Annotated in this window: 25 protein-coding genes; 3 read left to right on the top strand and 22 right to left on the bottom strand. The window is 64.4% G+C overall.

Translation table 11 applies throughout. The features are described 5' to 3' along the window. The first annotated feature begins 67 nt into the window (after nt 1-67). Both EN851_RS00220 and hutH read left to right on the top strand, forming a co-directional pair. Nucleotides 68-1069 (top strand): ornithine cyclodeaminase family protein, encoded by a 1002-nt coding sequence (locus EN851_RS00220; RefSeq protein WP_135928282.1) that lies wholly within the window; start codon nt 68-70, stop codon nt 1067-1069. Further along, on the top strand, nt 1066-2583 hold the full coding sequence (hutH, locus tag EN851_RS00215) for a histidine ammonia-lyase (protein ID WP_135928281.1): 1518 nt from the start codon (nt 1066-1068) through the stop codon (nt 2581-2583). Before EN851_RS00220 ends, hutH begins: the two co-directional genes overlap by 4 nt. On the opposite strand, the gene EN851_RS00210 is transcribed toward hutH, so the two are convergent. The 14 genes from EN851_RS00210 to EN851_RS00145 all read right to left on the bottom strand — a co-directional run bounded on the left by EN851_RS00210 (nt 2548) and on the right by EN851_RS00145 (nt 16797). After that, on the bottom strand, nt 2548-3348 hold the full coding sequence (locus EN851_RS00210) for a 3-methyl-2-oxobutanoate hydroxymethyltransferase (RefSeq protein WP_135866230.1): 801 nt from the start codon (nt 3346-3348) through the stop codon (nt 2548-2550). The genes hutH and EN851_RS00210 overlap by 36 nt on opposite strands. 34 nt (nt 3349-3382) lie before the next feature. After that, nucleotides 3383-3697 (bottom strand): MocE family 2Fe-2S type ferredoxin, encoded by a 315-nt coding sequence (locus EN851_RS00205; protein WP_135928280.1) that lies wholly within the window; start codon nt 3695-3697, stop codon nt 3383-3385. A 28-nt stretch (nt 3698-3725) separates the two neighbouring features. Continuing rightward, nucleotides 3726-4808 (bottom strand): fatty acid desaturase family protein, encoded by a 1083-nt coding sequence (locus EN851_RS00200; RefSeq protein ID WP_135929126.1) that lies wholly within the window; start codon nt 4806-4808, stop codon nt 3726-3728. 85 nt (nt 4809-4893) lie between these two features. Beyond that, nucleotides 4894-6075, bottom strand: coding sequence for an aldose 1-epimerase family protein (locus EN851_RS00195; protein WP_135928279.1), 1182 nt, complete (start codon nt 6073-6075; stop codon nt 4894-4896). Nucleotides 6076-6085: 10 nt separating this feature from the next. Beyond that, the gene (locus EN851_RS00190; protein WP_135928278.1) at nt 6086-6868 is read right to left on the bottom strand and encodes an ATP-binding cassette domain-containing protein; all 783 of its coding nucleotides are present in this window, start codon (nt 6866-6868) and stop codon (nt 6086-6088) included. A gap of 2 nt (nt 6869-6870) precedes the next feature. Then, nucleotides 6871-7875, bottom strand: coding sequence for an ABC transporter permease (locus EN851_RS00185; protein ID WP_245520668.1), 1005 nt, complete (start codon nt 7873-7875; stop codon nt 6871-6873). Between the two features lie 56 nt (nt 7876-7931). Further along, complete coding sequence (locus EN851_RS00180; RefSeq protein WP_135928277.1) at nt 7932-8876, bottom strand: substrate-binding domain-containing protein; 945 nt, start codon at nt 8874-8876, stop codon at nt 7932-7934. A gap of 56 nt (nt 8877-8932) precedes the next feature. Beyond that, on the bottom strand, nt 8933-9847 hold the full coding sequence (locus EN851_RS00175; RefSeq protein WP_127279317.1) for a sugar phosphate isomerase/epimerase: 915 nt from the start codon (nt 9845-9847) through the stop codon (nt 8933-8935). A 75-nt stretch (nt 9848-9922) separates the two neighbouring features. Next, the gene (locus tag EN851_RS00170; RefSeq protein ID WP_127279316.1) at nt 9923-11020 is read right to left on the bottom strand and encodes a Gfo/Idh/MocA family oxidoreductase; all 1098 of its coding nucleotides are present in this window, start codon (nt 11018-11020) and stop codon (nt 9923-9925) included. Nucleotides 11021-11055: 35 nt separating this feature from the next. Continuing rightward, nucleotides 11056-12126: an ABC transporter ATP-binding protein gene (locus EN851_RS00165; protein ID WP_135866217.1), complete on the bottom strand. Its 1071-nt coding sequence runs from the start codon at nt 12124-12126 to the stop codon at nt 11056-11058. A 3-nt stretch (nt 12127-12129) separates the two neighbouring features. After that, nucleotides 12130-13221, bottom strand: coding sequence for an ABC transporter ATP-binding protein (locus EN851_RS00160; protein WP_135928276.1), 1092 nt, complete (start codon nt 13219-13221; stop codon nt 12130-12132). Further along, complete coding sequence (locus EN851_RS00155) at nt 13218-14177, bottom strand: sugar ABC transporter permease (protein ID WP_127279313.1); 960 nt, start codon at nt 14175-14177, stop codon at nt 13218-13220. Before EN851_RS00155 ends, EN851_RS00160 begins: the two co-directional genes overlap by 4 nt. Next, nucleotides 14174-15034: a carbohydrate ABC transporter permease gene (locus tag EN851_RS00150; protein WP_135882002.1), complete on the bottom strand. Its 861-nt coding sequence runs from the start codon at nt 15032-15034 to the stop codon at nt 14174-14176. Before EN851_RS00150 ends, EN851_RS00155 begins: the two co-directional genes overlap by 4 nt. A gap of 149 nt (nt 15035-15183) precedes the next feature. After that, entirely contained in the window at nt 15184-16797 is a 1614-nt protein-coding gene (locus EN851_RS00145) for an extracellular solute-binding protein (RefSeq protein WP_135882003.1), read from the bottom strand. 357 nt (nt 16798-17154) lie between these two features. Between EN851_RS00145 and EN851_RS00140 the strand changes: the two genes are divergently transcribed. Beyond that, nucleotides 17155-18183 (top strand): LacI family DNA-binding transcriptional regulator, encoded by a 1029-nt coding sequence (locus EN851_RS00140; RefSeq protein ID WP_127279549.1) that lies wholly within the window; start codon nt 17155-17157, stop codon nt 18181-18183. Between the two features lie 56 nt (nt 18184-18239). On the opposite strand, the gene EN851_RS00135 is transcribed toward EN851_RS00140, so the two are convergent. The 8 genes from EN851_RS00135 to EN851_RS00100 form a co-directional block, all read right to left on the bottom strand. Further along, nucleotides 18240-19259, bottom strand: a complete 1020-nt coding sequence (locus tag EN851_RS00135) for an aliphatic sulfonate ABC transporter substrate-binding protein (protein WP_127873218.1) — start codon at nt 19257-19259, stop codon at nt 18240-18242. Nucleotides 19260-19294: 35 nt separating this feature from the next. Then, a complete protein-coding gene (locus EN851_RS00130) occupies nt 19295-20200 on the bottom strand; it encodes an ABC transporter permease (RefSeq protein WP_135882004.1) in 906 nt (301 codons plus the stop codon). 12 nt (nt 20201-20212) lie between these two features. Next, nucleotides 20213-21049, bottom strand: a complete 837-nt coding sequence (locus EN851_RS00125) for an ABC transporter ATP-binding protein (protein ID WP_127279546.1) — start codon at nt 21047-21049, stop codon at nt 20213-20215. 13 nt (nt 21050-21062) lie between these two features. Then, entirely contained in the window at nt 21063-21389 is a 327-nt protein-coding gene (locus EN851_RS00120; RefSeq protein ID WP_135866199.1) for a ferredoxin family protein, read from the bottom strand. Continuing rightward, entirely contained in the window at nt 21386-23011 is a 1626-nt protein-coding gene (locus tag EN851_RS00115) for an FAD-binding protein (RefSeq protein WP_135928275.1), read from the bottom strand. The genes EN851_RS00120 and EN851_RS00115 overlap by 4 nt, the downstream gene beginning before the upstream one ends. A 34-nt stretch (nt 23012-23045) precedes the next feature. Continuing rightward, nucleotides 23046-23642 (bottom strand): thioredoxin family protein, encoded by a 597-nt coding sequence (locus EN851_RS00110; protein ID WP_135882006.1) that lies wholly within the window; start codon nt 23640-23642, stop codon nt 23046-23048. 262 nt (nt 23643-23904) lie between these two features. Beyond that, on the bottom strand, nt 23905-24345 hold the full coding sequence (locus EN851_RS00105) for a DUF126 domain-containing protein (RefSeq protein ID WP_189521736.1): 441 nt from the start codon (nt 24343-24345) through the stop codon (nt 23905-23907). After that, a complete protein-coding gene (locus EN851_RS00100; RefSeq protein ID WP_135882008.1) occupies nt 24342-25592 on the bottom strand; it encodes an aconitase X in 1251 nt (416 codons plus the stop codon). The genes EN851_RS00105 and EN851_RS00100 overlap by 4 nt, the downstream gene beginning before the upstream one ends. Nucleotides 25593-25799 lie beyond the last annotated feature (207 nt).

Genomic DNA, 25799 nt, shown 5'->3' with positions numbered 1-25799 from the left:
CCAACAAACTTTCGTGTCGCGCCGCGGCCTGTTATGGATGAGCGGGGTGGCCGAGGAACGCAGACGCATGAAGCCTATCTATATCGACTACCTCAATGCCCTCGACATCGAAGCCCTTGCCATGACCAATGCCGAGATCATCGGTGCGGTCGAGGCCGGGCTCATCGCACAAGGCAAGGGCCAGACGGTGATCGAGCCGCGTGTCCACCTCGAACCCGACCCGTCCTTCCACGGCCATTTCAATGTCCTGCGCGGCTACGTCGCGCCGCTCGATACCGCGGGCGTCAAGATCGTCGGCGACTATGTCGACAACTACCTTCACGGCCTGCCTTCGGAATTCGGCATCCTCAATTTGTTCGATCCGCGCACCGGCACCCCACGCGCCATCCTCGACGCCACCGTCATCACCGACATGCGCACCGGCGCCGTCACCGCCATCGGCGCCAAACATCTGGCGCGCAAGAACTCGAAAGTGCTGGCCCATATCGGCGCGCGCGGCACCGCCTACTGGAACGTGCGCCTGCTCGACCATCTCTTCGATTTCGACGAAATCCGCGTCCACTCGCGCCGGCCGGAAAGCCGCGACGGCTTTGCCGCCAAATTGTCGGCCGACCTCGGCAAGACGGTCACCGCCGTGGCCGACTGGAAAAGCTGCGTCGAAGGGGCCGACATTGTCGTCGAGGCCTCGCGCCTGCCGGAGCCGCAACCGCTGCTCAAGACCGAATGGATCAAGCCCGGCGCGCTGGTGGTGCCCTATGGCACGATGAGCGCGGTGGAGCTGTCGCTGACCGACATCATGCAGAAGATGGTCGTCGACGATTGGGGCCAGTGCAAGGGCGGCAAGTTCGGCTCGCTGCGCGCCCATGTCGAGACCGGGCGGCTGAGCGAGACGACGCTGCATGCCGAACTCGGCCAGATCGCCGCCGGCCTGAGGCCGGGACGGCAGAGCGACGACGAGACCATCCTGTTCTGGCATCGTGGCCTGTCGCTGTCCGACATCGCGCTTGGCAAGGCGATGCTGGCCAAGGCACAGGCGCAAGGCATCGGCCAGAGGCTGCGCTTCGCATGAGCGCGCTCGTCCTCACCGGAGCCGGCGTCAGCGTCGGCGATGTCGCCGCCGTCGCCCGCGAGGCGCGCAAGGTGGAAATCGGAGCCGATGTCATCGGCGGGCTGGAGAAGGCGCGAAAGGTGCTCGACCAGGCCGCGGCCTCGGGCCAGCAGATCTACGGCCTGAACACCGGTCTCGGCGCCAATCTCGGCACGTCGGTCGAGGGTGACGCCAGCGCCTTCCAGCGCCAGTTGCTCGAAGGCCGCAGCGGCGCGGTCGGCGGGGCCCTGCCGGTCGAAACCGTGCGGGCAACCATGCTCGCCCGCCTGACGATGCTGTCGGCGGGCGGCTCCGGCCTGTCACCCGCCGTGTTCGTTGCCCTGGTCGATGTCCTCAACGCCGGCGTCCATCCGGTGATGCCGTCGCTCGGCTCCATCGGCGCCGGCGACCTGGTGCTGATGACCGCGATCGCCCGCCTGCTGATCGGCGAAGGCGAAGCCGATTATCAGGGAAGGCGCATGCCGGCGGTCAAGGCGCTGATGATGGCCCGTCTCGGCCCCATCGGCCTGGCGCCCAAGGATGGGCTGTCGCTGATCAACGCTTCCGCCGTCTCCGCTGGCGGCGGCTCGCTTGTGGTCACGGACGCGCTGTCGGCCCTTGACCAGCAGCAGCAGGCCGGCGCGCTGACCATGGAAGGGTTTGGCGCCAACCGCACCATCCTCGACCCGCGCCTGCACATGGCGCGGCCAGCCGCTGGCCAGCAGGAAGCCGCCAAGGCGCTGCACGATCTTCTCGCCCGCGACGAAGCGCCGGCGCCCACCACCCTACAGGATCCGCTCTCGATCCGCTGCATGCCCTCGATCCATGGCGTGCTGACCGAGGCGATCGGCCAGGCAAAACGCGCCGTCGAGATCGAACTCAATGCCGCCGCCGACAACCCGCTGGTTCTGAGCGACGACGGGCTGGTGCTGTCGACCGGCAACTTCCACACCGCTTCGCTGGCGCTCGCCTTCGAGGCGCTCAGCCTGGCAATCGCTCAATGCGCGGCCGCCAGTGCAGCCCGCTTCGTCCAGCTCACCGGCTCGGGCCGCAACAGCCTGCCGAAATATCTGTCGCCGGTCGGCGGCGCCTCGGCCGGTTTCGTGCCGCTGCAGAAGACGGTGACATCGATCCTGGCTGCCATCCGTCACAAGGCCAATCCGGTGATGCTCGACTTCCTGCCCGTCTCGGAAGGCGTCGAGGATCACGCCACGCAGACGCCGCTGGCGGTTTCGAAATGCGCTGACATGATCGTGCTGTGGCGGCGGTTGATCGCTTTCGAACTGATGGCGGCCGCCCAGGCCGTCGACCTGCGTGATGGGTTGACGCTGGCACCAGGCACGTCAGCCGTCCACACGGCGATACGCGCGCTGGTCCCTTCCCTGAAAGAGGACCGGCCGCTCGGCGTCGATGCGGAAGCACTCCACGCCGCGCTGGCCGGCAATGCGTGGCGGCCGGCCCTAGCTCCGGCCGACCTTGTCGAGAAACAGGCGTAGCTCGGTCGGGTCCATGTGCACGATGTGCCTGTCCTCGGGATAGGCGCCGCTGTTGACGTCGGCGACATATTCGGAGAACGCCGCCACCCGCTCGGCCTGCAGCCGGTCATACTCGGCGGCGAAGTTGCGATAGACCTTGGAGTGGCGCGGCATGTGGCCTCTGTTCTGGCCAAGGATGTCGTCGGCGAATAGATATTGCGCGTCGCAGCCGGTGCCCGCGCCCATCGACAGCATGATCAGCGACGTCCGCTCCGAGATCGCCTTCGCCACTTCGACCGGCACAACTTCTATTTCGGCGCCGATGGCGCCCACTGCCTCCAGTTGCTTCACCGCCTCGAACACCTGCATGGCCGTGTCGGCGGACTTGCCGACAGCCTTGAAGCCGCCTGTCCAGGTCGCGCGCGATGGAATGAGGCCGACATGGCCGATGACGGGAATGGCATCGTCCGCCATCCGCTTGATGGTGGCATAGCCGGCGCTGCAATAGACCGCGTCGGCGCCGGCCTTGTAGAGCCGAAAAGCCCAACGCAGGAAATCGTCCGATGTGCCGATCTCGTAGAAATTGTCGCCCGGCATGGTGAACAGGCTGGGCGCCGCATCGCGGTATTGCGGATTGAGCACCAGTTCGGGCGGCACCGAGACGATGTCGACCCCTGCCCGCTCGGCGGCTTCCGCTTCATCCAGTGTCAGCACGCGCAGCATGGTCAGCTGCCGCCTGCCCTTCATGGCGCGCAGATCGGCGACGGTCGGTCTCTTTCGGCTCATTGAACTCTTGTCCCTGTTTCTGGATGGCGGCTCGTCAGCCGATCTCGATCATCACCTTGCCAGCTTCGATTCGGACTGGATAGGTCTTGAGGTTGACGCAGACCGGCGCGCCCTTGGCCTGGCCGGTCTTGTAGTTGAAGCGGCCATTGTGCTTGGGACATTCGATGATGTCGTCCATGACAAGCCCGTCGGCCAGATGCGCCTTTTCATGCGTGCAAAAACCATCGGTGGCGAAGAATTCGTCGTCCGGGGAGCGGTAGATCGCGAAGCTCCGCCCACCATGATCGAAGCGGATGACATCCTCTTCCTCGACATCATCCACGGCGCACGCTTCAACCCAATCGGCCATCTCAATCTCCTGCGGACATTGCCGATCGCTATTCGGCCGCCGCCGACATATCGACCTCGTGGAATTCGCCGCGATAGGGCCTGGCCGTCGGCGGCAGTTCGCGCTTGAGGTAATAATCCTCGTATTTCAGCTGCCGGAGCAGCACCGGCCAAACCTCGCGGTAGGCATGCCACATCGACGGGTTCGGCCGGGGCAGATCATGCTTGATCAGTTCGTGCAGCCTGGGCAGCGCGTGATAGGGCACCATCGGGAACATGTGGTGCTCCACATGGTAGTTCATGTTCCAGTAAATGAACCGGCTGATCGGGTTCATGTAGACGGTGCGGGTGTTGAGCCGGTGGTCGACGACATTGTCGGCCAGACCGATATGCTGCAGCAGGCCGGTCGTCACCATGTGCCAGGTGCCGTAGAGGCGCGGCAGGCCGATCAGCACCAGCGGTATCCACGACCTCAGCGCGATGGCAAGCGCGATCGTCGCGAGATAGATGGCGACATGCCAGCGCGCGACGACGACCGCCTTGTGCTGTTCCATCTCGGGGATATAGCTCTTCTCTTCGTCGGACAGGGTGCCGAACGCCTGGCGCACCAGCGTCGGCAGCGAATAGCGGAAATCGAGAATGCCGGTGAAGGCGAGCGCCGCCTTCAACAGATCCGGCGGACGCATGACCGCGATCTCGGCGTCGCGGCCGACGATGATGGTGTCGGTGTGGTGGCGGGCATGGCTCCAGCGCCATTGCACGGGATTGCGCATCAGCATGAACGAGGCGATGTGATAAACGACATCGTTCATCCAGCGCGTGCGGAACGCCGTGCCGTGGCCGCACTCGTGCCAGCGCGAGTCGCTCGACGAGCCGTAGAGCACGCCGTAGACGAACAGGAACGGCACCGTCCACCACGAACCCCAGAACCAGACGATGCCGGCGGCCGAACCCAGGATCGCGACAATCCAGATGACGGTGTCGCGGATCGCCGGGCCGTCGGAACGCTGCATAAGTTCCTTCATCGCCTTGCGTGAGACGTCGGTGTGATACCATTCGGCCGAGGCGAGCCCGGTCTCGATCGCCGCCCTGGTGCTTTCGCCGACCAGGCTGTAGTCGCGCTTCTTTGCCATCGTCGTCACACTGACCTCCAATCGTCGCGCACCGCTGGCAATCCGGTCCGCCGGCCGGAGGGCTTGCTTTGGATGAATGTCGCGCTCATGTCCTGCCGGCCAGTCTTGGAAAGTTTCCGGAAGGCTCAGGATAATCCTGCTCGGGCTGTCGGGCGATAGCCGCGATCCTGGCTTCGGCCGCCGCGATCTCACCGGCGCCGTCGAGAACCCGGAACACCGCGTCGTAGGCCCGGCTTTCGCCATGCTCCAGCCAGATCATCTCGCCGCGCTCGCGGGCGGCGAGATCGCCCAGCACATGGTGGGTCGAAGGCTCCATCCCCAGCGCGTACTGCCCGGCCTGGAAATTCTGCCACTGGTAGGCACACGGCAACTGGTCCTTGCGCGTCACCAGTTCGAGACCGAGCCCGATGCGGTCGTTGACGACGGCCACCGGCACCTCGCCATTGGCATCGGCAGCCATCTCATGCTGCCAGACCTGTTCGCTGAAGCCCGGTTGCGGCGCAGGCGCCGTGCGATAGCCGACCTTCTGCGCCGCGTAGCGCTCGCCGGCATGGCCGGCCCAGACGACGTCGCGGATCGGCGCCAGATAACGCGAGCCCTCATCCAGCAAGGGATGGCTGATATTGACATGATAGAAATACATATGCGGCGTGCGGTTGAAGCCGTGATTGACGACATGGTCGGAAAGCCGGATCTCGTTGCCGCCGACATCGGCCTCGATGCGGCGGATGAGATGGAGGTCCTCGCCGAATACCGCCGATTGCTGGACGATGCCTTCGGCCCACAGCACGCAACGGTCGCCGTCCCAACGCTCGCCATAGCCGGTCAGCCGCGCCGGGATGGTGCCGACACGGCCATGCAGCGAATGGAGCACCGTCTTCCTGCCGGGGTAGTTGTAGCTGTCGGCGGGTACGGTCTCACGGCCCAGAACATGGTCGAGGCCGCAGGTGACGAGCAGGCCGGAGAACGAGCGCGCCCAGGCCAGCCCCCCTTCCCCCTCATACTCGTGCAGGCCGGGATGGCGAAAACCGCTCGGCGAATGCCAGCCGATCGCCTGCCCCCTATAGTCGCAATCGGCGATGTCGAGCGCCCGGTCGACCAGCGCGGTGAAGCGAAGGCCCGAGCCGGTGCGAAATTCGAGCATGCGGATGCCGCGCTCCACGCCGTCGCCGAGCGTCATCAGCCGCACGCCGGCGAATTGCGACAGCATGCCGGACCGCTCGGCCACTTGCCGGCGTGACAGCGTCTTGCCGTATAGCTCTACCATGCGACGCCCTTCACTTTGCCCTCGCCTCCTTGAGCAAGGCCGACATGTCGGCGCCGGTGATGATGCTTTCCACGGTCAAGAGGTCGGTGTCGGCGACCGTCTGTTCGGCGACGATCTCACCGCGCCGCATCACGACGATGCGGTCGGCGACCTGGAAGACATGGTGGATGTTGTGGGTGATCAGCAGCACCGAATGGCCGGCGTCGCGCACCTCCTTGACGAAACGCAGCACGCCATGGGTCTCCTCGACGCCGAGATTGTTGGTCGGCTCGTCGAGGATGATGACCTTGGCGGCAAACTGCATGGCGCGCGAGATCGCGATCGACTGACGTTCGCCGCCCGAAAGTGTGCTCACCAGCGCGTCCGCGTCGAGCTTTTTCGAGATGCCGACGCGCTTCAGCAACGCCGAGGCGGCTTCGCGCAGCTTGGCGAGGTCGAGCGGCGCGAACACGCCGAGCCAGCCAAAATTGACCGGCTCGCGGCCGAGGAAAAGATTGCGCGCGATGCTGAGGTCCGGCGCCAGCGACGTGTCCTGGTGGATGGTCTCGATGCCGAGGTCCATCGCATCCCTGGTCGAACGGATCGAGACCTTCTCGCCGCGCACATAGATGTCGCCGCGATCGACCGGAAACACACCCGAGATCGCCTTGATCAGCGTCGATTTGCCGGCGCCATTGTCGCCGAGCAGCGCCACCACCTCGCCTTCCCGCAGTGTCAGCGAGGCGTTCTTCAGCGCCCGCACGCTGCCGAAGGACTTTTGCAGGTTCTGCAGCCGAAGTACTTCTTGCGTCATCGTCAGCCCCTTGCGGCGTTCTTCTGCAGCAAAGCGTGCAGGATGAGCATGGCGAGGATGATCAGGCCGACAAAGATGTTGTAGGCGAGCCCCGGCACGCCGATCAGCACGATGCCGTTTCGGATGGCGCGCAGCATCAGCGCGCCGACGATGGTGCCGAGGATCGTACCGCGTCCGCCGGTCAGCGCCGTGCCGCCGACCACCACCATGGCGATCACTTCCAGCTCGTAGCCGGTGCCGGCCACCGGCGAGGCGGCGGAGATGCGGAAGGCACTGATCATGCCGGCAAGGCCGGCCAGCACGGAGGTCGCGACGAACAGCCAGATCTTGACGCTGTCGGCGGGCACACCACGCGCCACCGCCGCGTTGCGGTTGGAACCGATGGCGCTGATCCAGTTGCCGAGCTTGGCGTAGCGCAGGATGTAGATGGCAAACAGCGAAAGGCCGATGAACCACCACAGCGAGGTGTAGAAGCGGAATGAACCGATGTTGAAACTGCCCGCGAGCAGTGTCACGAAGAAGCCGGGCTGGTCCCAGGATTTCAGCGGAAAGCCCTGCGTGATGTAAAGCGCCGCGCCACGCACGACGAGCAGCATCGACAGTGTCACCAGGAAGGACGAGATGCCGATCTTGGTGACGATCAGCCCGTTGATCGCGCCGATCGCGATGCACAGCACAAGTCCTGCCAGCAGCGCGACCCCGATATCGACGCCGCCATTCTGCACCAGGAGCATCACCACCACAGGCGCCAGCCCGAACACGGCGCCGACGGAAAGGTCGAATTCGCCTGCCGTCAAAAGCAGTGTCATGCCGAGCGCGATGATGCCGAGCTCGGGCAGGAACGCCATCATGTTGGAGATGTTGAGCGGCGACAGGAAATTGGCGTCGGCGACAGCGAACACCGCCAGCAGCACGATGAGGATGATGAAGGAGGAGAATTGCGGCGAGCGCAGCAGGCTGGACCTACCTTTCGCCCTCGGCGCGTCGTCTTCTGCGGCAATTGTCATGACTGCTTGGACCATGCTTGGAAAAACGCCCGCCGCTTTAGGCGGGCGCCGGCCTCTCATTTCTTGTCGTAGAGCTTCAGGATCGGCTCGACGCTGGCGGCGTCGTAGAGACCGAAAGTATGGATGTCGTAGCCGATCGGTTCGCCCGAGGCGGCGAGCCCGAGCAGCGCCACCGGCATGAAGCCCTGCGCGGACGGGTACTGCCAGGCGGCGGCGTTGACGAAGCCATCCTTGACGGCCTGCGCCGTCTCCTTGGAATTGCCCCAGCCGACGACGGGGATTTTGCCCGCCGGCACACCGGCGCCATCGAACACGCGCTTGACGCTGGCCGCCACGGAATCGCCGAGCGCGATGATCGCCGGCGGATTGTTGGCGACCATGTAGTCGGTCATCTTGGCGATGATGCCGGCCGGGTCGGTGCCGCAATCGACCACGTCATATTTGATCCCCAACGGATCGAAAACGCTGGCAATGCCCTCAGTCTCGAGCTGCTGATAGCTGGCGCCGGGAACCTCGACCGGCAGGAACACCTTGTCGCCCTGCTTCACCATCTTGTGCTCGACGAGGTATTTGGCCCAGGTGACGCCCGCTTCCTTGAGATCCGCGCCGACATAGGCCTGCCGTCCGGTCGCCGGATCGTCGGTGTTGAAGAACACGATCGGGATGCCGGCCGCCTTTGCCGCTTTCACCTCTTCGGTCCACAGGCCCGGCTGCGCCGAGGTGGTGGCGATGCCGTCGGGCTTGGCGGCAAGCGCCGAATTGAAGGCCTCCTTCTGTGCCGCCATGTCGCCGCCGCTGAAGGAGATCTTGCAGGTCACCTTGAGCTGGTCGCAGGCCTTGGTCGCGCCGGCGTTCCAGTCGATCCAGAACGCATCCGACGGGCCGCCATGCGACAAGAGATAGAAGGTCTTCTGGCCGTCCTGCGCCCGCGCCGTCGTGCCAAGGGCGACGCCGGCGAGCACTGTCGCGGCGGCAGCCAGTTTCCAAGCGAATTTCAACATTCTTTCCTCCCTTGTTTGACGCCGCGCCGCCATGCACCGGGCGGCGCGGCTAGCCGTCACAGGCCGTTGGCGCGGAACTTCCCGTCGAGGAACGTCTTGGCGCGCGGCACGTCGTCCTCCGACAGATGCTCGATGATCACAGGGATGTTCGGATGCTTTTCAGCCAGCCGCTGGAGATAGAGGTCGTAGTTCAGCGAACCGAGGCCGGGCGCCGGCAGTTCGATTTCACCAACCCCACGGAAGGTGTGGCTTTCCATCGCGTCGGCGTCACCGATGTCGGCATGCTTCTCCGACTTGTCGTCGCCCGAGCGCTTGACGTCCTTGGCATGCGCGATCTTGATCTTGTCGGTCAGCGTGTCGAACACCTGGTTCAGGATCTGGTCCATCCGGTCGATGTTGTGGGTCTCGAAATAATTGGTCGGATCCATCAGCAGGCCGAGACCGGGATGATCGACCTGCGCGAACATCCTGACCGTCTCCTCGACCGAGCCGACGACGTTGTTGACATAGGTTTCGAGCAGGAACACCGCGCCGTGGTCATAGGCCGTCTGGGCGAGGTCGGCGATCACCTTGCGGCATTCCTCGAACCCTTCCTCGGTCTTGTTCTTGGGATGATGCACCCAGTCGGACTCGGTGTTGTAGGTGCCGGTTTCCGAGATCACGTAAGGCGAGCCGAAATGACGGGCGTTACGGATGATCTCCTTGAGATAGCCGACGCGCTTGTCACGCTCGGCTTTGTCAGGATGAATGATGTTGGTGTAGCCCGACACGCAGCAGACCGGCAGATTGTTGTCGCGGAAGACGTCGCGCACCTTCTTGGCCTTGTCCTTGGTGATCTGGCCGGCCGACAGGTCGACATCCCTGAAATGCAGGTCGAGCTGCACCGTATTGAAACCGAGCCCGCGGATCTTCTTCGCCGTCTCTTCAAGGCCGTACGGGAAATAGCCCGTGAAAATACCTGCCTGCATCATGATGTGAATTCCTCCCTGTAAGCGATTCAGTTGCCAGTGATTTCAGCTGCCAGTGATTTCAGCTGCCAGTGATTTTCAGTTGATCGAGTTTGTCGAGATTTCGGAAAGCTTGACGGTGCGGCCCAACGCGATGGAGCGGTAGCCCGCCTCCACCAGCGCCATGGTCTTGACGTTGTCGGCAACAGTGAGCGCCGGCGGCGTGCCGGTCTTCACCGCATGCTGCAACTGCTCCATCACCCCGATGAAGGCATGCGGGAACCACATCGTCTCCCAGCTCGGGCTGACCCACTCGCCCCCGGTCGTCTCCGCCGAGGCGTAAGTCAGTGTCGAGGCGGCACCCGTCGGCCAGCCGATCGTGCCCTTGGCGACGCCCTTGGTGCCGTCGACGCGCCAGTTGATGTGCTGGTCGTCGCGATAGCCCTCCTGGCGCGGACCGGACCAGACGTCCTCCAGCGACACGGCGAGCACGCCTGTGGGGAAACGCAGCGTCGAGACGGTGATGCCGTCGGAATGGTCGAACTGCGTGCGCGGATCCTTACGCGTCAGCGTCGTGATCTCGTCGGGATCGCCGAACAGGAAGCGCAGCACGTCGAGGTGATGCACGCTCATATTGGCGAGCGTCAGCCGGTCGTAACCTTGAAGGAAAGTCTGCCAATGCGGGATGGCATGCATGTCAATCTGCGCGAAGACGATATCGCCCAGCGCGCCGCTGTCGATGATCTGCTTCAACACGCGCATCGACTGGTCGTAACGCATGTTCTGATTGACCGAGAGGATCTTGCCGGCCTTCGCCGCCTCGTCGCGCAGCTTGACGGCTTCCTCGACCGACAGCGCCAGGGGCTTCTGCGCCAGGATCCCCTTGATATGCTTCTGCTTCAGCGCATGGCGGATCAGCGCCGGCTGCTGGTCGGGCGGAAAGGCAAGGTCGATGATCTCGATATTTGCGTCCTCGATCAGTTGTTCAGGCGTGTCGTGGACGGTCGGGATGCTCCAACGGTCGGCGACCTTTTGCGCATTCGCTTTTGTGCGCGAAGCGATCGCCACCACCGGGAACCCCGCCTCCTTGTAAGCGGCCAGGTGGCACTCGGCCATGATCATGCCGGCGCCGACGCAGCCGATCCTGTATTCCTTCGTGCGGACCTTCACATCCGGCTCGAAGCCCTTGCCTGTCATGCCTTCCTCCCGAAATTCTGTCCTTGCGGCCGCATTCATCTTGCCAACGCGCCTCCGCCCTGTCCGAAATAATGCACGCGTGCCGGCTCGCAGGATATCGCCACCATCGCATCGGGCCTGATATCGGGCTGGCCGCGCAGCAGTGCCTTCAGCCGCGCCTGCCCGGCGGCGAGCGTCACCACGGTGTAGCCGCCAAGCGGCTCGACCTCGAACACCCGCGCCGGGCGGCCCCGGCCCGCCTTCTCGTTGTCGCTCCAGGGGCTGACCTTGATGTCCTCCGGCCTCAGTCCGATCTCGACTGCGTCGGCCGGAGCCGCGCGGTCGGCGATGCTGAGCGCGCCTTCGGCGGCTTCGACGCCGCTCTCGCCGCGAACGGATTTGAGGATGTTCATGACAGGCGAACCGAGCAGCCGCGCCACATAGGTGCTGACGGGGCGGTCATAGATCTCGGCCGGCGCGCCGATCTGCCTGATCCTGCCATTGTCCAGGATGGCGATGCGGTCGGCGATCGACATCGCCTCTTCCTGGTCATGGGTGACATAGATCAGCGTCTTGCCGAGGTCGCGCTGGATGCGCTTCAACTCGACACGCGTCTCCTCGCGCAGCCGCGCATCGAGCGCCGAGATCGGATCGTCCATCAGGTAGGCATTGGGATCGCGCACCAGCGCCCGTGCGATCGCCACGCGCTGCCGCTCGCCGCCCGAAAGCTGTGCCGGCGGCTTGTGCAGGATATGACCGATATGCAGCTTGGCCGCGACATCGGCGACGCGCCGCTTGATATCGACGTCGGCGACCTTCCGCTCGACCAGCGGAAAGCGGACATTGTCGAGCGCGCTCATATGCGGGAACAACGCCAGGTTCTGGAACACCATCGCCACGTTGCGCTCGGCCGGCGACACGGTGTTGACCGGCCTGCCACCGATGAGGATTTCGCCGGCATCCGGCGTCTCCAGCCCGAGCACCAGCCGCAGGATGGTCGACTTGCCCGACAGCGGCGGCCCGAAGAAGCAAAAGAACTCGTTGTCGTTGACGGTGAACGAGGCATCGTCGACGGCGAGTGTGTCGCCGTAGCGTTTCGTGACATTGCGGAAGACGATATCGGCCATGGCTCAGCCCGCCCCCATCGCAAGGCCGCTGACGGCGTCGAAGACGCGCACCGATGGCGCCGCGGGTGCGACGACGGCGGCCTGCCCGATCGACAACCCGACATCATTGTCGAACACCGCTTTCACGGCGCCCTCGCCCTGTCCGAGATGAACGATGGTACGTGCACCGATGCGTTCGACGAAGGTGACAAGCATGGCAAGCCCGCGCCCGTCTTGGGCCAAGGCCACCTGTTCCGGCCGGAAGCCGTAAAGCACCTCGCCGCGTGCGCCGCGCACACTGGCCGCCAGCTCATCCGGCAATGGCGGCGTGATGCCCAGCGGGCCGAGATCGACGACCAGACCCCGGTCGCTCTCCGCCGGCCTGCCCTTGAGCAGGTTCATGCCCGGCGCGCCGATGAAGCGGGCGACGAAGACATTGGCCGGATTGTTATAGACCTCCAGCGGCGTGCCGACCTGCTGCAGCACGCCATCGTCCATGACCGCGATGCGGTCGGCCATGGTCATCGCTTCCAACTGGTCGTGGGTGACGTAGACCATGGTCTGCTTGAACTGGCGCTGCAGCTGTTTCAGCTCGGTGCGCATGACCGCGCGGAAGGCCGCGTCGACATTGGACAGCGGCTCGTCGAGCAGGAAGATCGCCGGCTCCATGATCGCCGAGCGGCCGATCGCCACGCGCTGCAGGATATTGACCGAAAGCCTGTCGGCCTTGCGGTCGAGCAGCGGCGTCAGTTGCAACAGCTCTGCGATGGCGCCGACGCGCCGGTCGATCTCGGCTTTCGCGGCACCGCGCATCCTCGGCCCGTAGGCAAGATTCTGGCGCACCGTCATATGGGTGAAGATGGCATAGTTCTGGAAGACGAAGCCGACGCCGCGCCGGCCCATCGGCACCCCGGCCATGTCGCGCTCGCCGAACAGGATCTTGCCGCTGCTCGGCTCTTCCATGCCGGCGATCATGTTCATCGTCGTCGACTTGCCGCAGCCGGACGGCCCGAGCAGCGCCATGAACTCGCCATCCGATATGTCGAGGTCCATGGTCTTCAGCGCCGTGAAGTCGCCGAATGTCTTGGTGAGGTGCTTGAGTTGGATCGTGCTCATGCCGGCACCTGCCTTGCCCGCGCCATGCGCTTCATGGCGAACACGGCGACGATGGAGAGCACGACCAGGATGGCGAGGGCGATCGCCGCGACATAGCCCCAGATCAGATCCTGCGTGGTGACCTTGTAGATGTAGACGGAGATGGTTTCGGTGGCGACGCCGGGGCCGCCGCCGGTCATGATGTAGAGCGTGTCGAAGATCTTGAAGTTCTCGATCACCCGGATCGCCAGCGCGATGATGATGATCGTCTTCATCTTCGGCAGCACGATGGTGGTGAAGCGCTGCCAGGGATTGGCGCCGAGCAGCGTCGCCGCCTTGATCTGGTCCTCCGGCACGCCGACGAGGCCCGCAAGCAGGATCAGGAACATCAGCGGCGTCCACTGCCAGATATCGGCGATCATCACCGCGATCAGCGCCAGCGTCGGGTCCGACAGCCAGGCAATGGTGACTTGCGTGCCGGTGACTGCCGACAGGATGTCGTTCACCGGGCCGCCCGACTGGAACAGCATGAAGAACATGTAGCCGGCCACCGCCGGCACCACCATCATCGGCATCAAGAGGATCGAATAGAAGATGCGCTTGCCGGGAAAATCGTCGGCGAACAGCGTCGCAAGTGCCAGGCCGAGCAGGAACTCGGCTGGCACGCAGACGATCATGACGATGGCAGTGCGCTTCAGCGCGCTCCAGAAGCGCGCGTCGGCGGCGAGGTCGGTGTAGTTGGCGAAGCTGTCCCACATCTCCCAGGCGTTCCACCAGCCGAGGCCCGAGAGCGGCGACCAGTCGGTGACGCTGATGTAGAGCTGCATCAACAGCGGAAAGGCCGAGATAAACAGCACCAGGATTTGCGCCGGCAAGGTCAGGCGAAAGCCCAGCCGCGTGCCTTCGTCGCGCAGGACTGGCTTGCCGCGCACGGCGCCCATCTCGTCCTCCGAAATCGTTGCGGTCAAGGCGCTCATTGCTTGAGCGCCCCAAAGGTCAGCCCGCGCACCAGATGGCGCTGGATGGCGATGCCCATGATGACCGGCGGCACGGCGGCGATCAGCCCGAGTGCTGCCTTGGCGCCATAGAGCTGGCCGGTCATCGAGGATGACAGTGAGGCCATGTAGACCGGGATCGTCACCCATTCGCGCGTCGTCAGAAGCAACGCGATCAGATAATCCGACCAGTTGAGGATGAAGACGAAGAGGGCAGCGCTAGCCAGCGGCGCGCGCATCATCGGCAACGTGATGCGGGTGAAGACGCGCAGCCGCGAGCAGCCTTCGACCAAGGCGGCTTCCTCGATCTCGCGCGGCATGTCGTCGAAGAAGGTCTTCATCAGCCAGAAGGCGAACGGCAGCGTGACGATGCCATAGATCAGCGCCAGACCCCACCAGCTGTCGGTGAAGTTGAGGAAAGCCCACATGATCATCACGGGGATCATGACGGCCATCGGCGGAAACAGCCTGAGCTGGATCAGCGCCAGCGGCAGGTTCTGTCCGGAGCCGAAGCGCGACAGGCCGTAGGCGGCGGCCGTGCCGGCCGACATGGCGATCGCGGTGCCGAACACCGCCGACAGCAGTGACGACAGGATCGGCTTCAGCGCGGTGCGGTCGAGCGCGACGATCAAATTGTTGGTGGATTCGCCGAACACGAACTGGAAATTGCTGAGCGTCGGGTTCTTCGGCCACCATGTGAGATCCGCGCCCGTCGCCGACCATTCGGCGATCGGCTTGAAGGCCATCGACACCATCCACAGGATCGGCACCAGCGTGACGGCCATCGCCGCGAGGATCGCGGCGTAGCGGAATATCTGGAAGGGGACGGAACGCTTCATCTGGCTGCTTTTGCTGGTGGCGCTAGATCTAACTCTTTGTTGGAGCATGATCTTTTCCGAAAACCGGGTCCCACTTTTCGGGATCATGCTCCAGTGCGGAGGGGACGAGCTTTCGCGCCTCCCCTCCGGCTCTGATCCGGGGAGACGGATCAGCTGATCGGATCGAGAACGGTCGGCCAGGCCTCCTTGTTGGTCCTGATGGCTTCGAGCAATTTGTCCTCGCCAATTCGCCGGGCGATCTTCTTCCACTCGGCTTCGGTGTCGGCCATCGCCTGCTCCGACGTCTTGGCCTTGGTCAGCGAGGCCATGAGGTTTTCGTCCAGCGCGTTGTGGAAGGCGGTGGCGCCGGGATAGTTGATGGTCGGCACCGTTCGGGCGACCGTCTCGCGCACCACGTCCATGTGGTAGGCATGATAGGTCTGGCGCACCAGCGGATCGGAGAAATCCGAAAGCCGGAACGGATCGAGATAGCCGCCGGGGTTGGCGCTCATCCAGGCATAGATGCGCGCCGAGCCCAGCCATTGCAGCAGGAGATAGGCGACCTCCTGGTTCTTCGACTGCGACGAGACCATGCCGGTCAGCGAGAACCAGAGCACCGAGCGGCTGATCAGCTTGCCGTCGATCTCGCGGCCGGGTGGCAGCATCGTGCCGATCTTGCCGGTGACCTTGGAGTCCTTGTTGCCGGCATTGTCGAGGAATTTCGGCAGGTTGGAGAAGGCGCAGGTCATCGCCGCGCCGCCCTTGGCGAAATTGCCGTACTGCTCCGGCCAGCCCCACGAGATCGCATCCGGCGAATGATGGGCGAGCGATTCGACATATTCATTGGTGGCCGCGATGCCGTGCTCGGAATTGATCTGCGGCTTGCCGTCATCGCCGAACAGGAACTGGTTGGGCGAGGCCATCGACACATAGCGCTGGTACCAGTTGGTGTAGCCCCAGCCCTGGTTGCGCAGGTCGGTGGAGCCGAACAGACCCTTGTCCGGGCGCTGGAAGAAGGCCGCTATATCGCCGTGCTGCTTCCAGGTTTTCGGCGGCGCCAGATCGTAGCCGTATTTGTCCTTGAAGGCCTTCTTCTCAGCTTCGTCGCCGAATAGGTCGGTGCGGTAGACCCAGGTCTGGAAGTCGCCGTCCAGCGACACGCCGTAGTTCGAGCCGCGATATTTGTTGAGCAGCGACACGCCCTTGGCGCCGTCGACATAGCCGGTCTTGGGATCGTCCCATTCGGGCTTGTACTGGGCGACGAAGTCGTCGAGCTTGGCGATGCCGCCGGTCTCGGCGAGATCACCAAGGCGGTTCCACTCGGTCGAGTAGATGTCGTAGGCTCCACCCTTGGTGGAGATGTCCTGCATGGTCTTGGTGAATTCCTGACCGTTCGGCAGGCCGACGATCTCGATCGGGATGCCGGTCTCCTTTTCCCAGAGCTCCTTGATCGACGGCGCGCCGGCCGGGAAAGGCTGGGTGAGCTGGCCGATCGAGCCGTCCGACAGGCCAAGCACGATCTTGGCTGGCGCCTTGCCGGCGCCCTTCAGCGCCTTGGCGGCCTCGACGGCACGGCCTTCGGGCGTGTCGGGGCCGTATTGATAACGCTCGGCGCCGTCGAAGCCGGTCGGCCCGCCGATCATGCCGGGCGCCAGTGCATCGGCTGCAAAAGCGCGGCCGGGACGAATGAATTGCGGTGCGATACCGGTCGCGGCGACGAACACCGCGGCCTTTCCTCCGGACGCCAACAATCGGCGCCGCGAGATGCGGATCAGATCAGACATTGGAATTCCTCCCTCAGGGCCAACGTTTCCTCCACGAGCCCATGAGGGATATTGACGGCAGTATCGGAAGGCTGTCAACATCATAAATAATCAAAACACCTCACAACATCGCAATGAGGCGAGGAAATGCTTCATACCGGAGTTCATACACCTCTCCAGATGCCTCGATTTGATGGGAAATGTGTTTTCCCTTCCCGGCACGATCGCTCCGGGCGACTTGATTTAGCCTGGCGGCTTGCGCATCGGCCAAGGCCGGATACATCATTTCCCATCAGAATCGCGGATAGCGAGGCGTTGGCAGCATCGGGCCGGATGCCCGCATTGCGTGATCCTGATGCATTGAGGAGATGAAAGACGGTGCGTTCCACCCTGACTGACATAGCCCGGGAAGCCGGCGTCTCCGCCGCCACCGTCGACCGTGTGCTCAACAACCGCCCCGGCGTGCGGGCGCGTACACGCGAGATCGTGCTCGAAATGGCGCAGCGCCTCGGCTACATCGCCGAGAGCCCGAACGGCGCGCCGCCCAGGCCCCTGCCCGGCGAGATCATCCGGCTCGACTTCGCCCTGCCGGCGGGCACGAATTCGTTCATCAAGATGCTGCACCGCCACATCGAGGCGCAGGCCTCGGCGCGCCCCGATCTCGACGTCCACATCGCCACCATAGAGGGCTTCAATCCCGACCGGCTCGCCCGCCTGCTGCAGGATCTGCGCGGCCAGACGCAAGGCGTCGGCGTCATCGCGCTCGACCATCCGACGGTGCGCGAGGCGATCCGCTCGCTGTCGGCCAACGACGTCAAGGTGGTGACCATCGCCTCCGACATCCTGCATGTGCCGAGAGTCGCCTATATCGGCATCGACAACCGCGCTGCCGGGCGGCTGGCCGGCTATCTGCTCAACCGTTTCATGGGGTCTGGACGCCCCGGCAAGGTGGCACTGTTCGCCGGCTCGCTGTCCTATCGCGGCCATGAGGAACGCGAGATGGGATTCCGGCACATATTGACGGAAGAGTCACCCAACCTGCAGATCGTCGAGATGCGCGAAATGCTCGACGACCGCGAAAAGGCCTATTCGGAGGCGTCAGCCCTTCTGGAGCGGCACCCGGACCTTGCCGCGATCTACAATGTCGGCGCCGGCAACACCGGCATCGCGCGCGCGCTGAAGGAGCGCGGCCGTGCGCGATCCATGGTTTTCCTCGGCCATGAGGCGACGGACGGCACCAAGGAATTGCTGCTCGACGGGACGCTCGACGCGGTCATCGACCAGAACCCGCGCGTCGAGGCCCGCGAGGCGCTCAACATCCTGACCCATGCCGTCCGGGGGCTGCCCTATGAATTGCACCAGCCGAGGCTGCAGGTGATCTTCAAGGAGAACATCCCGGAGATTTGATATCCTCGGACGAACGGGACAGCGCCGCGAACGCGCGCTGCCCCGATCACTCCGGCTTACTGGACAGCGGCGACTTCCGCCGCGGCGGCGTCGACAAAGCTCTTGTCGATCCATTTGCCGTAATCGATCGAGCCTTTCAAAAGCCCGGCGCTGGCCATGAATTTTTCCTCGCCCTTCAGGGCCTCGATCGCATCGTCGGTGAGTTTCGGGTCCTGGTGAAACGCCCCATCGGCATAAGTTTTGCGCACCGATTTTTCCGACGACTTGGTCGCCTCCACGAAGGTCTTGATCGTCTCATCGGGATGAGCGTCGGCCCAGCGCGAAATCTCGATATCGACCTTCAGCAGGCGCTTGACCAGATCGGGATATTTCGCCGCGAAGGCGCCGTTGACCGAGATGACATTGGGCACGTTCCATTCCGGATGGGTGCCGGTGTCGAAGAGGATGCGGGCCTCGCTGGTATCGACCAGCTTGGCCGCCGTCGAATCCGTCTCGACGATGGCGTCGATGTCGCCGCGCAGCAGTGCCGGGCCGGATGCCTCGAAAGGCAGGTTCAGACCCTCGACATCATTCGTCGTCAGGCCGACGCTGTTCAACGCCTTGCTGAAATTTGAATGCCGCACCGTGCCGGTAAGATAGGCGACCTTCTTGCCCTTGAGGTCCTGCAATGTCTTCAGCGGAGAATCGGTCTTGACGACGATGTAGGAGCCGCCTGTCCTGACATAGCTCGACAGGCCGATCAGCTTGACGTCGGCGCCGGAGGCGGCGACACGCAGCGCCGGGTTGTTGCCGGTGTAGGTGAACTCGATCGCTCCGGTCGCCAGCGCCGTCGTTGCCTCCGAGCCGCCATTAAAGGTCACCAGTTCGACCTTGATGCCGTCCTTGGCGAATTCCTTTTCCCACCAGCCATCCTTCTGGGCGAGGATGAATTTGAGATGCCCGGGCGCGGTGCTGCCGATGCGGATGACATCGGGCTTGTCCTGCGCGAAGGCCGGCATGCCGCCAAGGCCTATGACGACGGCAATGGCGCCCTTGAGGAGCAGCCGGCGAAATCCATCGAATGCGATGCTGGTCATGGAAAAATCCTTCCTGATTGGTATGAATGGATGGCTTAAATGAGCGAAGACTCGGACTGCCCCTTCCAGGCCGTGGCCCAGCGCTCGAACCAGACGAGCAGGTAGTTGACGGTCAGCCCGATGACAGTGAGCGTCAAAATGCCGGCATACATGTCGGCCGTTTCCATCATCAGCTGCGAGTTCTGGATGAGGAAACCGAGACCGGATTTGGCCGCCAGCATCTCGGCGCCGATCACCGCGAACAGCGAGGATTTGACCGCCAGCCGCGCGCCGGCGACGATCGAGGGAATGCTCGCCGGCAGGATGACTTTTCGAAACAGGTCGAAGTCGGACGTACCCATCGAGCGTGCCGCCTTGATAAGCAGCGGATCGACCGACTTGACCCCGCTGATAGTGTTGACGAGGAGAAAGAACACCGAGGAGTAGAAGGTGATCGCCACCTTCGATTCCTCGCCAATGCCGAGCAACAGGATGAACACCGGCAGCAGCGCGAATTGCGAGGTGTTGCGCAGCGTCTGCACCAGAAGATCGCTGACCTTCTCGAACAGCGCATAGCGGCCCATCAAGAGGCCGAGCGGTATGGCCACCACCACACCGAGCGCAAAGCCGATCGCGGCGCGCTGCAAGCTGATGCCGATATGTTCGACCAGCACGCCCGAGGCGAGCAACGCCCACCAGGCGATCAGCACCTCGCTCAATGGCGGGAAGAAGATGCGGTTCAGCCAGCCGAGCCGCGGCGCGATCTCCCAGGCGAGAAAGAACAGGCCGAGCAGCGGCAAGCCATAGAGGAAGGTGCCGGCGTGCGCTCCCTTCCCGCGAACCTTGGCACCTGCGGCGACACCGCGCGTCTTGATCGCAGGGACGTTCGTCGAAACCGCAGCCTCGCCGGCAGTGCTGCGAAAGCCGATGGCGGGGCCGAGCTTTTCGGTCAGATAGGCCATGGGTCTAGCTCCTCAATGGCTGAAGGCCGGCGACAGCGTCCAGTCCTTCTGCGCCTTGTTGACCTCGTCGCGCAGCACGTCCCAGACGCGGGCGCGATACAGGTTGAATTCGGTGCTGGCGCGGATATCGCCGTCGCGTGGCCTTGGCAGGTCGATATCGATGATCTCCTTCACCGCGCCGGGCCGCGCCGTCATCACCACCACGCGGTCGGCCAGGAAGATCGCCTCGTCGATCGAGTGGGTGACGAAGATGACAGTGGTCTTGATCTTGCCCCAGATGCGCAACAGCTCGCCCTGCAGCAGCTCACGCGTCTGCTGGTCGAGCGCGGCGAAGGGCTCGTCCATCAACAGCACTTCCGGATTGCTGGCCAAGGCGCGCGCGATCGCCACGCGCTGCTGCATGCCGCCGGACAGCTGATTGGGAAAACGGTCCTCGAAGCCGGCAAGGCCGAACAGCGACAACAAATGCCGGGCCGTCGCCGTCCGCTCGGCCTTGGCGACGCCGCGCACTTCCAGCGCATATTCGATGTTTGCCAGTGCCGTGCGCCAGGGAAACAGCGCATATTGCTGGAAGACATAGCCGGTCTTCGGATCAGGCTTTGTAATCCGCATGCCGTCGAGCTGGACCTCGCCACCCGTCGCCTGCGTCAGCCCGCCGATGATGTCGAGCAGCACCGACTTGCCCGAACCACTCGGACCGACCAGCGTGATGAACTCACCCTTGCGGATGGCAAGATCGACCCCGTCGAGGACGGTGACGCGGTCGCTTGCCTCGCCGTCGACAGTGACGAACTGCCCCGGCTTGAGCTGGAAGGTCTTGCTGATGTCGTTGACGACGATGCGGTCCATGGTCCCTCGCCTCCTATTGCGCCACGCGGATGCGGTGCGTCGGGTCGAACTGGGAGCCGCCGGCCTTGCCGCGCGCCCAGCCGAGCGCGCGGGCATAGCTGCCGAACAGAAGACGTTCCTCGACCTCCACCTCAGTGATGCCGGTCGGCCCTTCGGCGAACTCGGCCACGTAAAGCGCGTCGGTCGGGCAATAGATTTCGCAGAGGAAGCAGGTCTGGCAGTCGTCCTGGCGTGCGATGACGGGGGCGCCATGCTCGGTCGCGTCGAAGACATTGGTCGGGCATACCTTGACGCATATGTCGCATTCCACGCAGCGCGTGGCCGAGACGATCTCTATCATGATGCCAGCTCCGCCGGCCGCTCGGGCGTCCCTTCGATACGGAACGCGTCGACACCGGTGATGATCAGCCGATGCGCCAAGGCTGGGCTCTTGCCCGGCAGATCGGTGCGGCGGTGCATGCCGCGGCTCTCGGTGCGGTGCAATGCCGAGGCCACGGACCAGCGCCCGGCAGCGGCGATCGATGCCGCCTCGCGTGCGCGGACCTTGTCCGCTCCCTCGCCCCGCAGATGGTCGCGCACATCGCGCCAGACGCTCTCCAGCCGCTCGCTGCATTTCTCCAGGCTTGCGCCGCTGCGGAAGAAGTTCTTGTCGAGTGGCGTCACTTCGTTACGCACCGCCTCGATGACCTCGCCCGCCGCGATATCGGCGGGCGGCGTTGCCGCAGGACGCAGCCCGGCCTGACCGAGCGGTTGCACGGTGCCCCGAAACGCCTTGCCGGCGCGGCGCTTGGCATGGGTCGATGCGCCCTTGCCTGCCCACCAGCCACTGGCCAGCGCCCAGGAGGAATTGACGGCGCCCCCGCCCGACACCGCCCCGGTCATGATCTCGCGGCTTGCGGCGTCACCGGCGACATAGAGGCCAGGCACGCCTGTGGCGCAATCGTCGGAGACAATGTCGATGCCGCCAGTGCCGCGCACCGTGCCTTCGGCACGCAGCGTGATGCGGAACAGATCGCTGAACGGATCGATGCCGGCCCGGTCATAGGGAACGAAGCAGTTCGGCTGACCCTGACGCAGCCAGCCCTGCAGCGCCGGTTCGGCCTGGTCGAGCCGCGCATAGACTGGACCGTCGATCAGTGCGCGCGCCACCTCGTCCTCGCGGTCGCCGATGCCGTTCCGCAACGGCTCGCCCGTGGGTCCGAGGATCGGCGAGCCATCCTCGCGATGGAACGAGGCCCAGCGGAACGGCAACCCCTTGTTCAGCGAGGAACCGTACGGCGCCAACGTGTACTTGCCAGTGAATTCCATGCCGGAAAGGCTGGCGCCCGCTTCCGCCGCCATCAGATAGCCGTCCCCGGTCAGCCCGGTGCCACCGAGGATGCGCTCGCGGAACGCACAGCCGCCGGTCGCCAGCACCACGGCCTTGGCGTCGACGCGCCAGTCATGGCCCGCCTGCCGGGCGACACCGCCTGCGCCGACGATGGCATCGCCGTCGGACAGGAGTTCGAGCGCGGGATGATGGTCGAGCACGGTGACGCCGGCCAGCAGCACGCGGCGGCGCATGAAGCGCATGTAGTCCGGCCCGCGCAGATTGGCGATGTAGAGCCGTCCGTCATCCTCGCTTGGGAAGGGATAACCCCACTCCGAAAGCCTGAGCAGATTGCGGTAGGCGGTGTCGACGCAACGCAGCATCCACCGCTGGTCGGCGAGTTCGCCGGTGCGCTGCCAGCGCCGCTCCACCACGGCATGCCTGTTGTCGCCCGGCGGCACGCACCATGTGCCGGTGTTGGATGGCGCGGTGGCGCCACTGGTGCCAAGATAGCCCTTGTCGGCAAGCACCACCTTGGCGCCGCTCTCGGCCGCGGCGACCGCCGCCCAGGCAGCCGACGGACCGCCGCCCAGCACCAGCACATCGGCCTGCAGATGCAAGTTGTCGGAAGCTGATTTTTGCGACTTGGGCATGGATGCTCGGCGAAGGAGTGCGACGTGGCCGGCGCTATGCGGCGCGGGCCGCACCGGAGAACCACACCGGCTCATTGCCGGCGCTCCATTTGATGTTGCAGCCGATCGACGGCACTTGGCTTGCGGCGGGCCTGCCGCCTTCCAGCACCGTGTCGACAGCCGCGCGCAGATCAGCACCGGTCACCGGCTTGCCATTGCCTGGCCGCGCGTCGTCGAACTGGCCGTGATAGGCGAGCCGGCGATCGGCGCCGAACAGGAAGAAGTCGGGCGTGCAGGCCGCGCCATAGGCTTTCGCCACCTGCTGCGAGGCGTCCTTCAGATAGGGGAAGGAATAACCGACCTTTTCAGACTCCTCGCCGATCCGCGCCAGTGTCTCCTCGGGATGCTCCAGATGGTCGTTGGCGTTGATCGCCACCACCTGCAGCCCTTTGGCCGCATAGTCTCTCGCGAATGCGGCGAGCTGTTCGCGGATCAGCACGACAAAGGGGCAACGGTTCGAAATGAAGGCAACGAGCAAGGCCGGCCTGACATCGAAATCGGCCAGCCGGTGCAGCACGCCATGCGCGTCGGGCAACAGGAAGTCGGCAGCCCTGGTGCCAAGCTCGATCGGATTGGATTCTGTCTTCGGCATCGATGCTCTCCCTTCAGCCTGGCTTTCACAGGTCAAGCTGCAAGCGCCCAGGCACCGGCAGTTAGTCTATGAATTTAGTAGAATTATACGCCTGAGGGCACGTTCACGGTCAACCGCGCAGCTTAGAATATCGTGCCAATGTTCGGGGCCGCGCCGGCAGGTTTGTTCGAGAGGAAGCCGTCTTGGAAGAAATGAGATTTGGGAAGCTGCGGCGGCTTCCATCCGCGATGTCCGCGCTGAGCTTGATTAGGAACGCATGTTCCTAGACCTTGCGAACGACCGCAGCGCCATCCCCACCAACACCGATGAAAATCCGACCACCGGAACCAATGCCGGAAATATCGCACACCACAAGCGGCATGCGAATGTCGTAGAGAAACTCGGCGACGATCGCGCCCACCGCCAGGATCGGGTCCGGCCGCTCCAGAAGGATACCCGCAGGCGCCGTGCCAATGCGGATCGCCTCGGCCAGCACCGAGGACGAGGATGACGATCCCCGGCCGCTCGGCATGACGAGGATCCTGCCGGCGACATTCTGGCCAAGGCCTGGATGCGAATGATCTATTATGTCGCCGGTCTCGGCATCGATGCCGCCCCAGAAGCTGAGCGGCTGCGAGAACACCAAGGCCTGCCCTTCGGCGGTGCCGGCCAGTTGGAAAGTGCCCAGCCGGTCAGCCGCGTCCGTTTCAATCCGCCGCGTCACGACACACCCCGCACGACATGCCCCACGGCCGCGGAGCGGATGCAGTCCCTCATCTCGGCGAAGGCGACGGTCACGCCGATATTGCCCGGCGCGTAATGCGCCCATTTGCCGGAATTGGTCATCACCACGCCGTCGAGACGTTCGAGGATCGAGGTGACATAGGTGCAGGTATCGGCAACCGGGATCAGGCCGAATGCCTCCAAGCCGTCGAGCGCCCGCTCCTCCTGCAATCGCGTCAGCGTCGCGCGTCCGGTGTTGACGTAGATCGGGATGCCCTTGCCGGGTGCTGCCTCACGCAGCAGCGGCAGCAGGCGCATCCATTCCTCATGCGAGAAATGCGGCGTGCCCAGCGACACGGCGCGGAGCGGCGCGCCGTCAGGCACCATCGACAGCCTGGCCAATGCATGGTCGATGTCGGCACGGCTGACGCGGACGATCTCCTCGGGCACCATGCCTTGAAACGCCTCGTCGCCGGTTCCGGCCTCCGGCGTGATGCCAACCGCATGGAACAGCGCCACCGCGCCTGTCGTTGCCGCCGCGGCACCGAGCGCTTTCAACTGGTCCTCGTCGCGCGGCCTGGGCAGGCCCGCAATCACCGGAACGCGGTCGCCGCTGGCTTGCCCGATGATCAGCCCGACGCCGACGAACAGGCTGTCAGTCGGTTCCAGCTCGGCAGCGTCCAGTTCGAACAGGACACGGCCGCGCCGGTTTTCGCTGAGATGCAGGCCCCAGGCCGGTGCGCGTCCGGTCATGGCGCAGCACAGATCGATGAAATCGCCGTAGCGGTTGGTGCGCGCGCCGATCACCGAATTGGCGAAGACAATGGCGTTGGATTCCCCCCAGGCGATCTGCTGGCCGAATTCGGGCCGGAAGCGGGTCTGATAAGGCGCGCAGGTGAATGTCGCCTGACAGCCAAGTTCGAGATGCGCCTGCATCAACCGCCGCGCCGGTGCTTCCTCCGCCGCCGGCATCTTCACCATGCCGGGATGGATGAGGTCGAACGACCCGACATTGAGCGTCGTCGGCACTTGAACACGGCCGCCGCCTTCGACCAGCCGTTCGACGAAATCGAGCCCTGCCTTGCCGTGATAGAGGCAACCGTCGATATGGGCGCCGGTGATGTCGAGCAGGCTGTTTGCTCCGATCGCGTTGGAAAAAGCGGCCAGGATTTTCATGGCCGCCGCAGCGGACGGGCCGTGCTCGCCGCCGAGCATGGATTGGTCGCGGGCATCCAGTTCAAGCGTCATCGATGTGCTCCTAGGCCTACCCGACCGTATGGCGGGACAGCGCCCCCCTCTGCCCTACCGGGCATCTCTCCCACGAGGGGAAGATCGGCGGCTTCAGCCTTGGCGCTCGTTTTTTGCGACGTGAGAGATTTGCGAAACCGGCGATGACAGTCAATCTCCCCCCTCGTGGGAGAGATGTCCGGTAGGGCAGAGGGGGGCGCCAAGGAA

This window comes from Mesorhizobium sp. M8A.F.Ca.ET.208.01.1.1, from assembly GCF_004791315.1.
Classification (GTDB): domain Bacteria; phylum Pseudomonadota; class Alphaproteobacteria; order Rhizobiales; family Rhizobiaceae; genus Mesorhizobium.
This window is presented reverse-complemented; position numbering and strand designations above follow the sequence as displayed.

Bases quoted from the DNA above. Each gene is read 5' to 3' on its own strand.
- EN851_RS00220 (WP_135928282.1), top strand. From the start codon at position 68: ATGAAGCCTATCTATATCGACTACCTCAATGCCCTCGACATCGAAGCC.
- hutH (WP_135928281.1), top strand. From the start codon at position 1,066: ATGAGCGCGCTCGTCCTCACCGGAGCCGGCGTCAGCGTCGGCGATGTC.
- EN851_RS00210 (WP_135866230.1), bottom strand. From the start codon at position 3,348: ATGAGCCGAAAGAGACCGACCGTCGCCGATCTGCGCGCCATGAAGGGC.
- EN851_RS00205 (WP_135928280.1), bottom strand. From the start codon at position 3,697: ATGGCCGATTGGGTTGAAGCGTGCGCCGTGGATGATGTCGAGGAAGAG.
- EN851_RS00200 (WP_135929126.1), bottom strand. From the start codon at position 4,808: ATGGCAAAGAAGCGCGACTACAGCCTGGTCGGCGAAAGCACCAGGGCG.
- EN851_RS00195 (WP_135928279.1), bottom strand. From the start codon at position 6,075: ATGGTAGAGCTATACGGCAAGACGCTGTCACGCCGGCAAGTGGCCGAG.
- EN851_RS00190 (WP_135928278.1), bottom strand. From the start codon at position 6,868: ATGACGCAAGAAGTACTTCGGCTGCAGAACCTGCAAAAGTCCTTCGGC.
- EN851_RS00185 (WP_245520668.1), bottom strand. From the start codon at position 7,875: ATGACAATTGCCGCAGAAGACGACGCGCCGAGGGCGAAAGGTAGGTCC.
- EN851_RS00180 (WP_135928277.1), bottom strand. From the start codon at position 8,876: ATGTTGAAATTCGCTTGGAAACTGGCTGCCGCCGCGACAGTGCTCGCC.
- EN851_RS00175 (WP_127279317.1), bottom strand. From the start codon at position 9,847: ATGATGCAGGCAGGTATTTTCACGGGCTATTTCCCGTACGGCCTTGAA.
- EN851_RS00170 (WP_127279316.1), bottom strand. From the start codon at position 11,020: ATGACAGGCAAGGGCTTCGAGCCGGATGTGAAGGTCCGCACGAAGGAA.
- EN851_RS00165 (WP_135866217.1), bottom strand. From the start codon at position 12,126: ATGGCCGATATCGTCTTCCGCAATGTCACGAAACGCTACGGCGACACA.
- EN851_RS00160 (WP_135928276.1), bottom strand. From the start codon at position 13,221: ATGAGCACGATCCAACTCAAGCACCTCACCAAGACATTCGGCGACTTC.
- EN851_RS00155 (WP_127279313.1), bottom strand. From the start codon at position 14,177: ATGAGCGCCTTGACCGCAACGATTTCGGAGGACGAGATGGGCGCCGTG.
- EN851_RS00150 (WP_135882002.1), bottom strand. From the start codon at position 15,034: ATGAAGCGTTCCGTCCCCTTCCAGATATTCCGCTACGCCGCGATCCTC.
- EN851_RS00145 (WP_135882003.1), bottom strand. From the start codon at position 16,797: ATGTCTGATCTGATCCGCATCTCGCGGCGCCGATTGTTGGCGTCCGGA.
- EN851_RS00135 (WP_127873218.1), bottom strand. From the start codon at position 19,259: ATGACCAGCATCGCATTCGATGGATTTCGCCGGCTGCTCCTCAAGGGC.
- EN851_RS00130 (WP_135882004.1), bottom strand. From the start codon at position 20,200: ATGGCCTATCTGACCGAAAAGCTCGGCCCCGCCATCGGCTTTCGCAGC.
- EN851_RS00125 (WP_127279546.1), bottom strand. From the start codon at position 21,049: ATGGACCGCATCGTCGTCAACGACATCAGCAAGACCTTCCAGCTCAAG.
- EN851_RS00120 (WP_135866199.1), bottom strand. From the start codon at position 21,389: ATGATAGAGATCGTCTCGGCCACGCGCTGCGTGGAATGCGACATATGC.
- EN851_RS00115 (WP_135928275.1), bottom strand. From the start codon at position 23,011: ATGCCCAAGTCGCAAAAATCAGCTTCCGACAACTTGCATCTGCAGGCC.
- EN851_RS00110 (WP_135882006.1), bottom strand. From the start codon at position 23,642: ATGCCGAAGACAGAATCCAATCCGATCGAGCTTGGCACCAGGGCTGCC.
- EN851_RS00100 (WP_135882008.1), bottom strand. From the start codon at position 25,592: ATGACGCTTGAACTGGATGCCCGCGACCAATCCATGCTCGGCGGCGAG.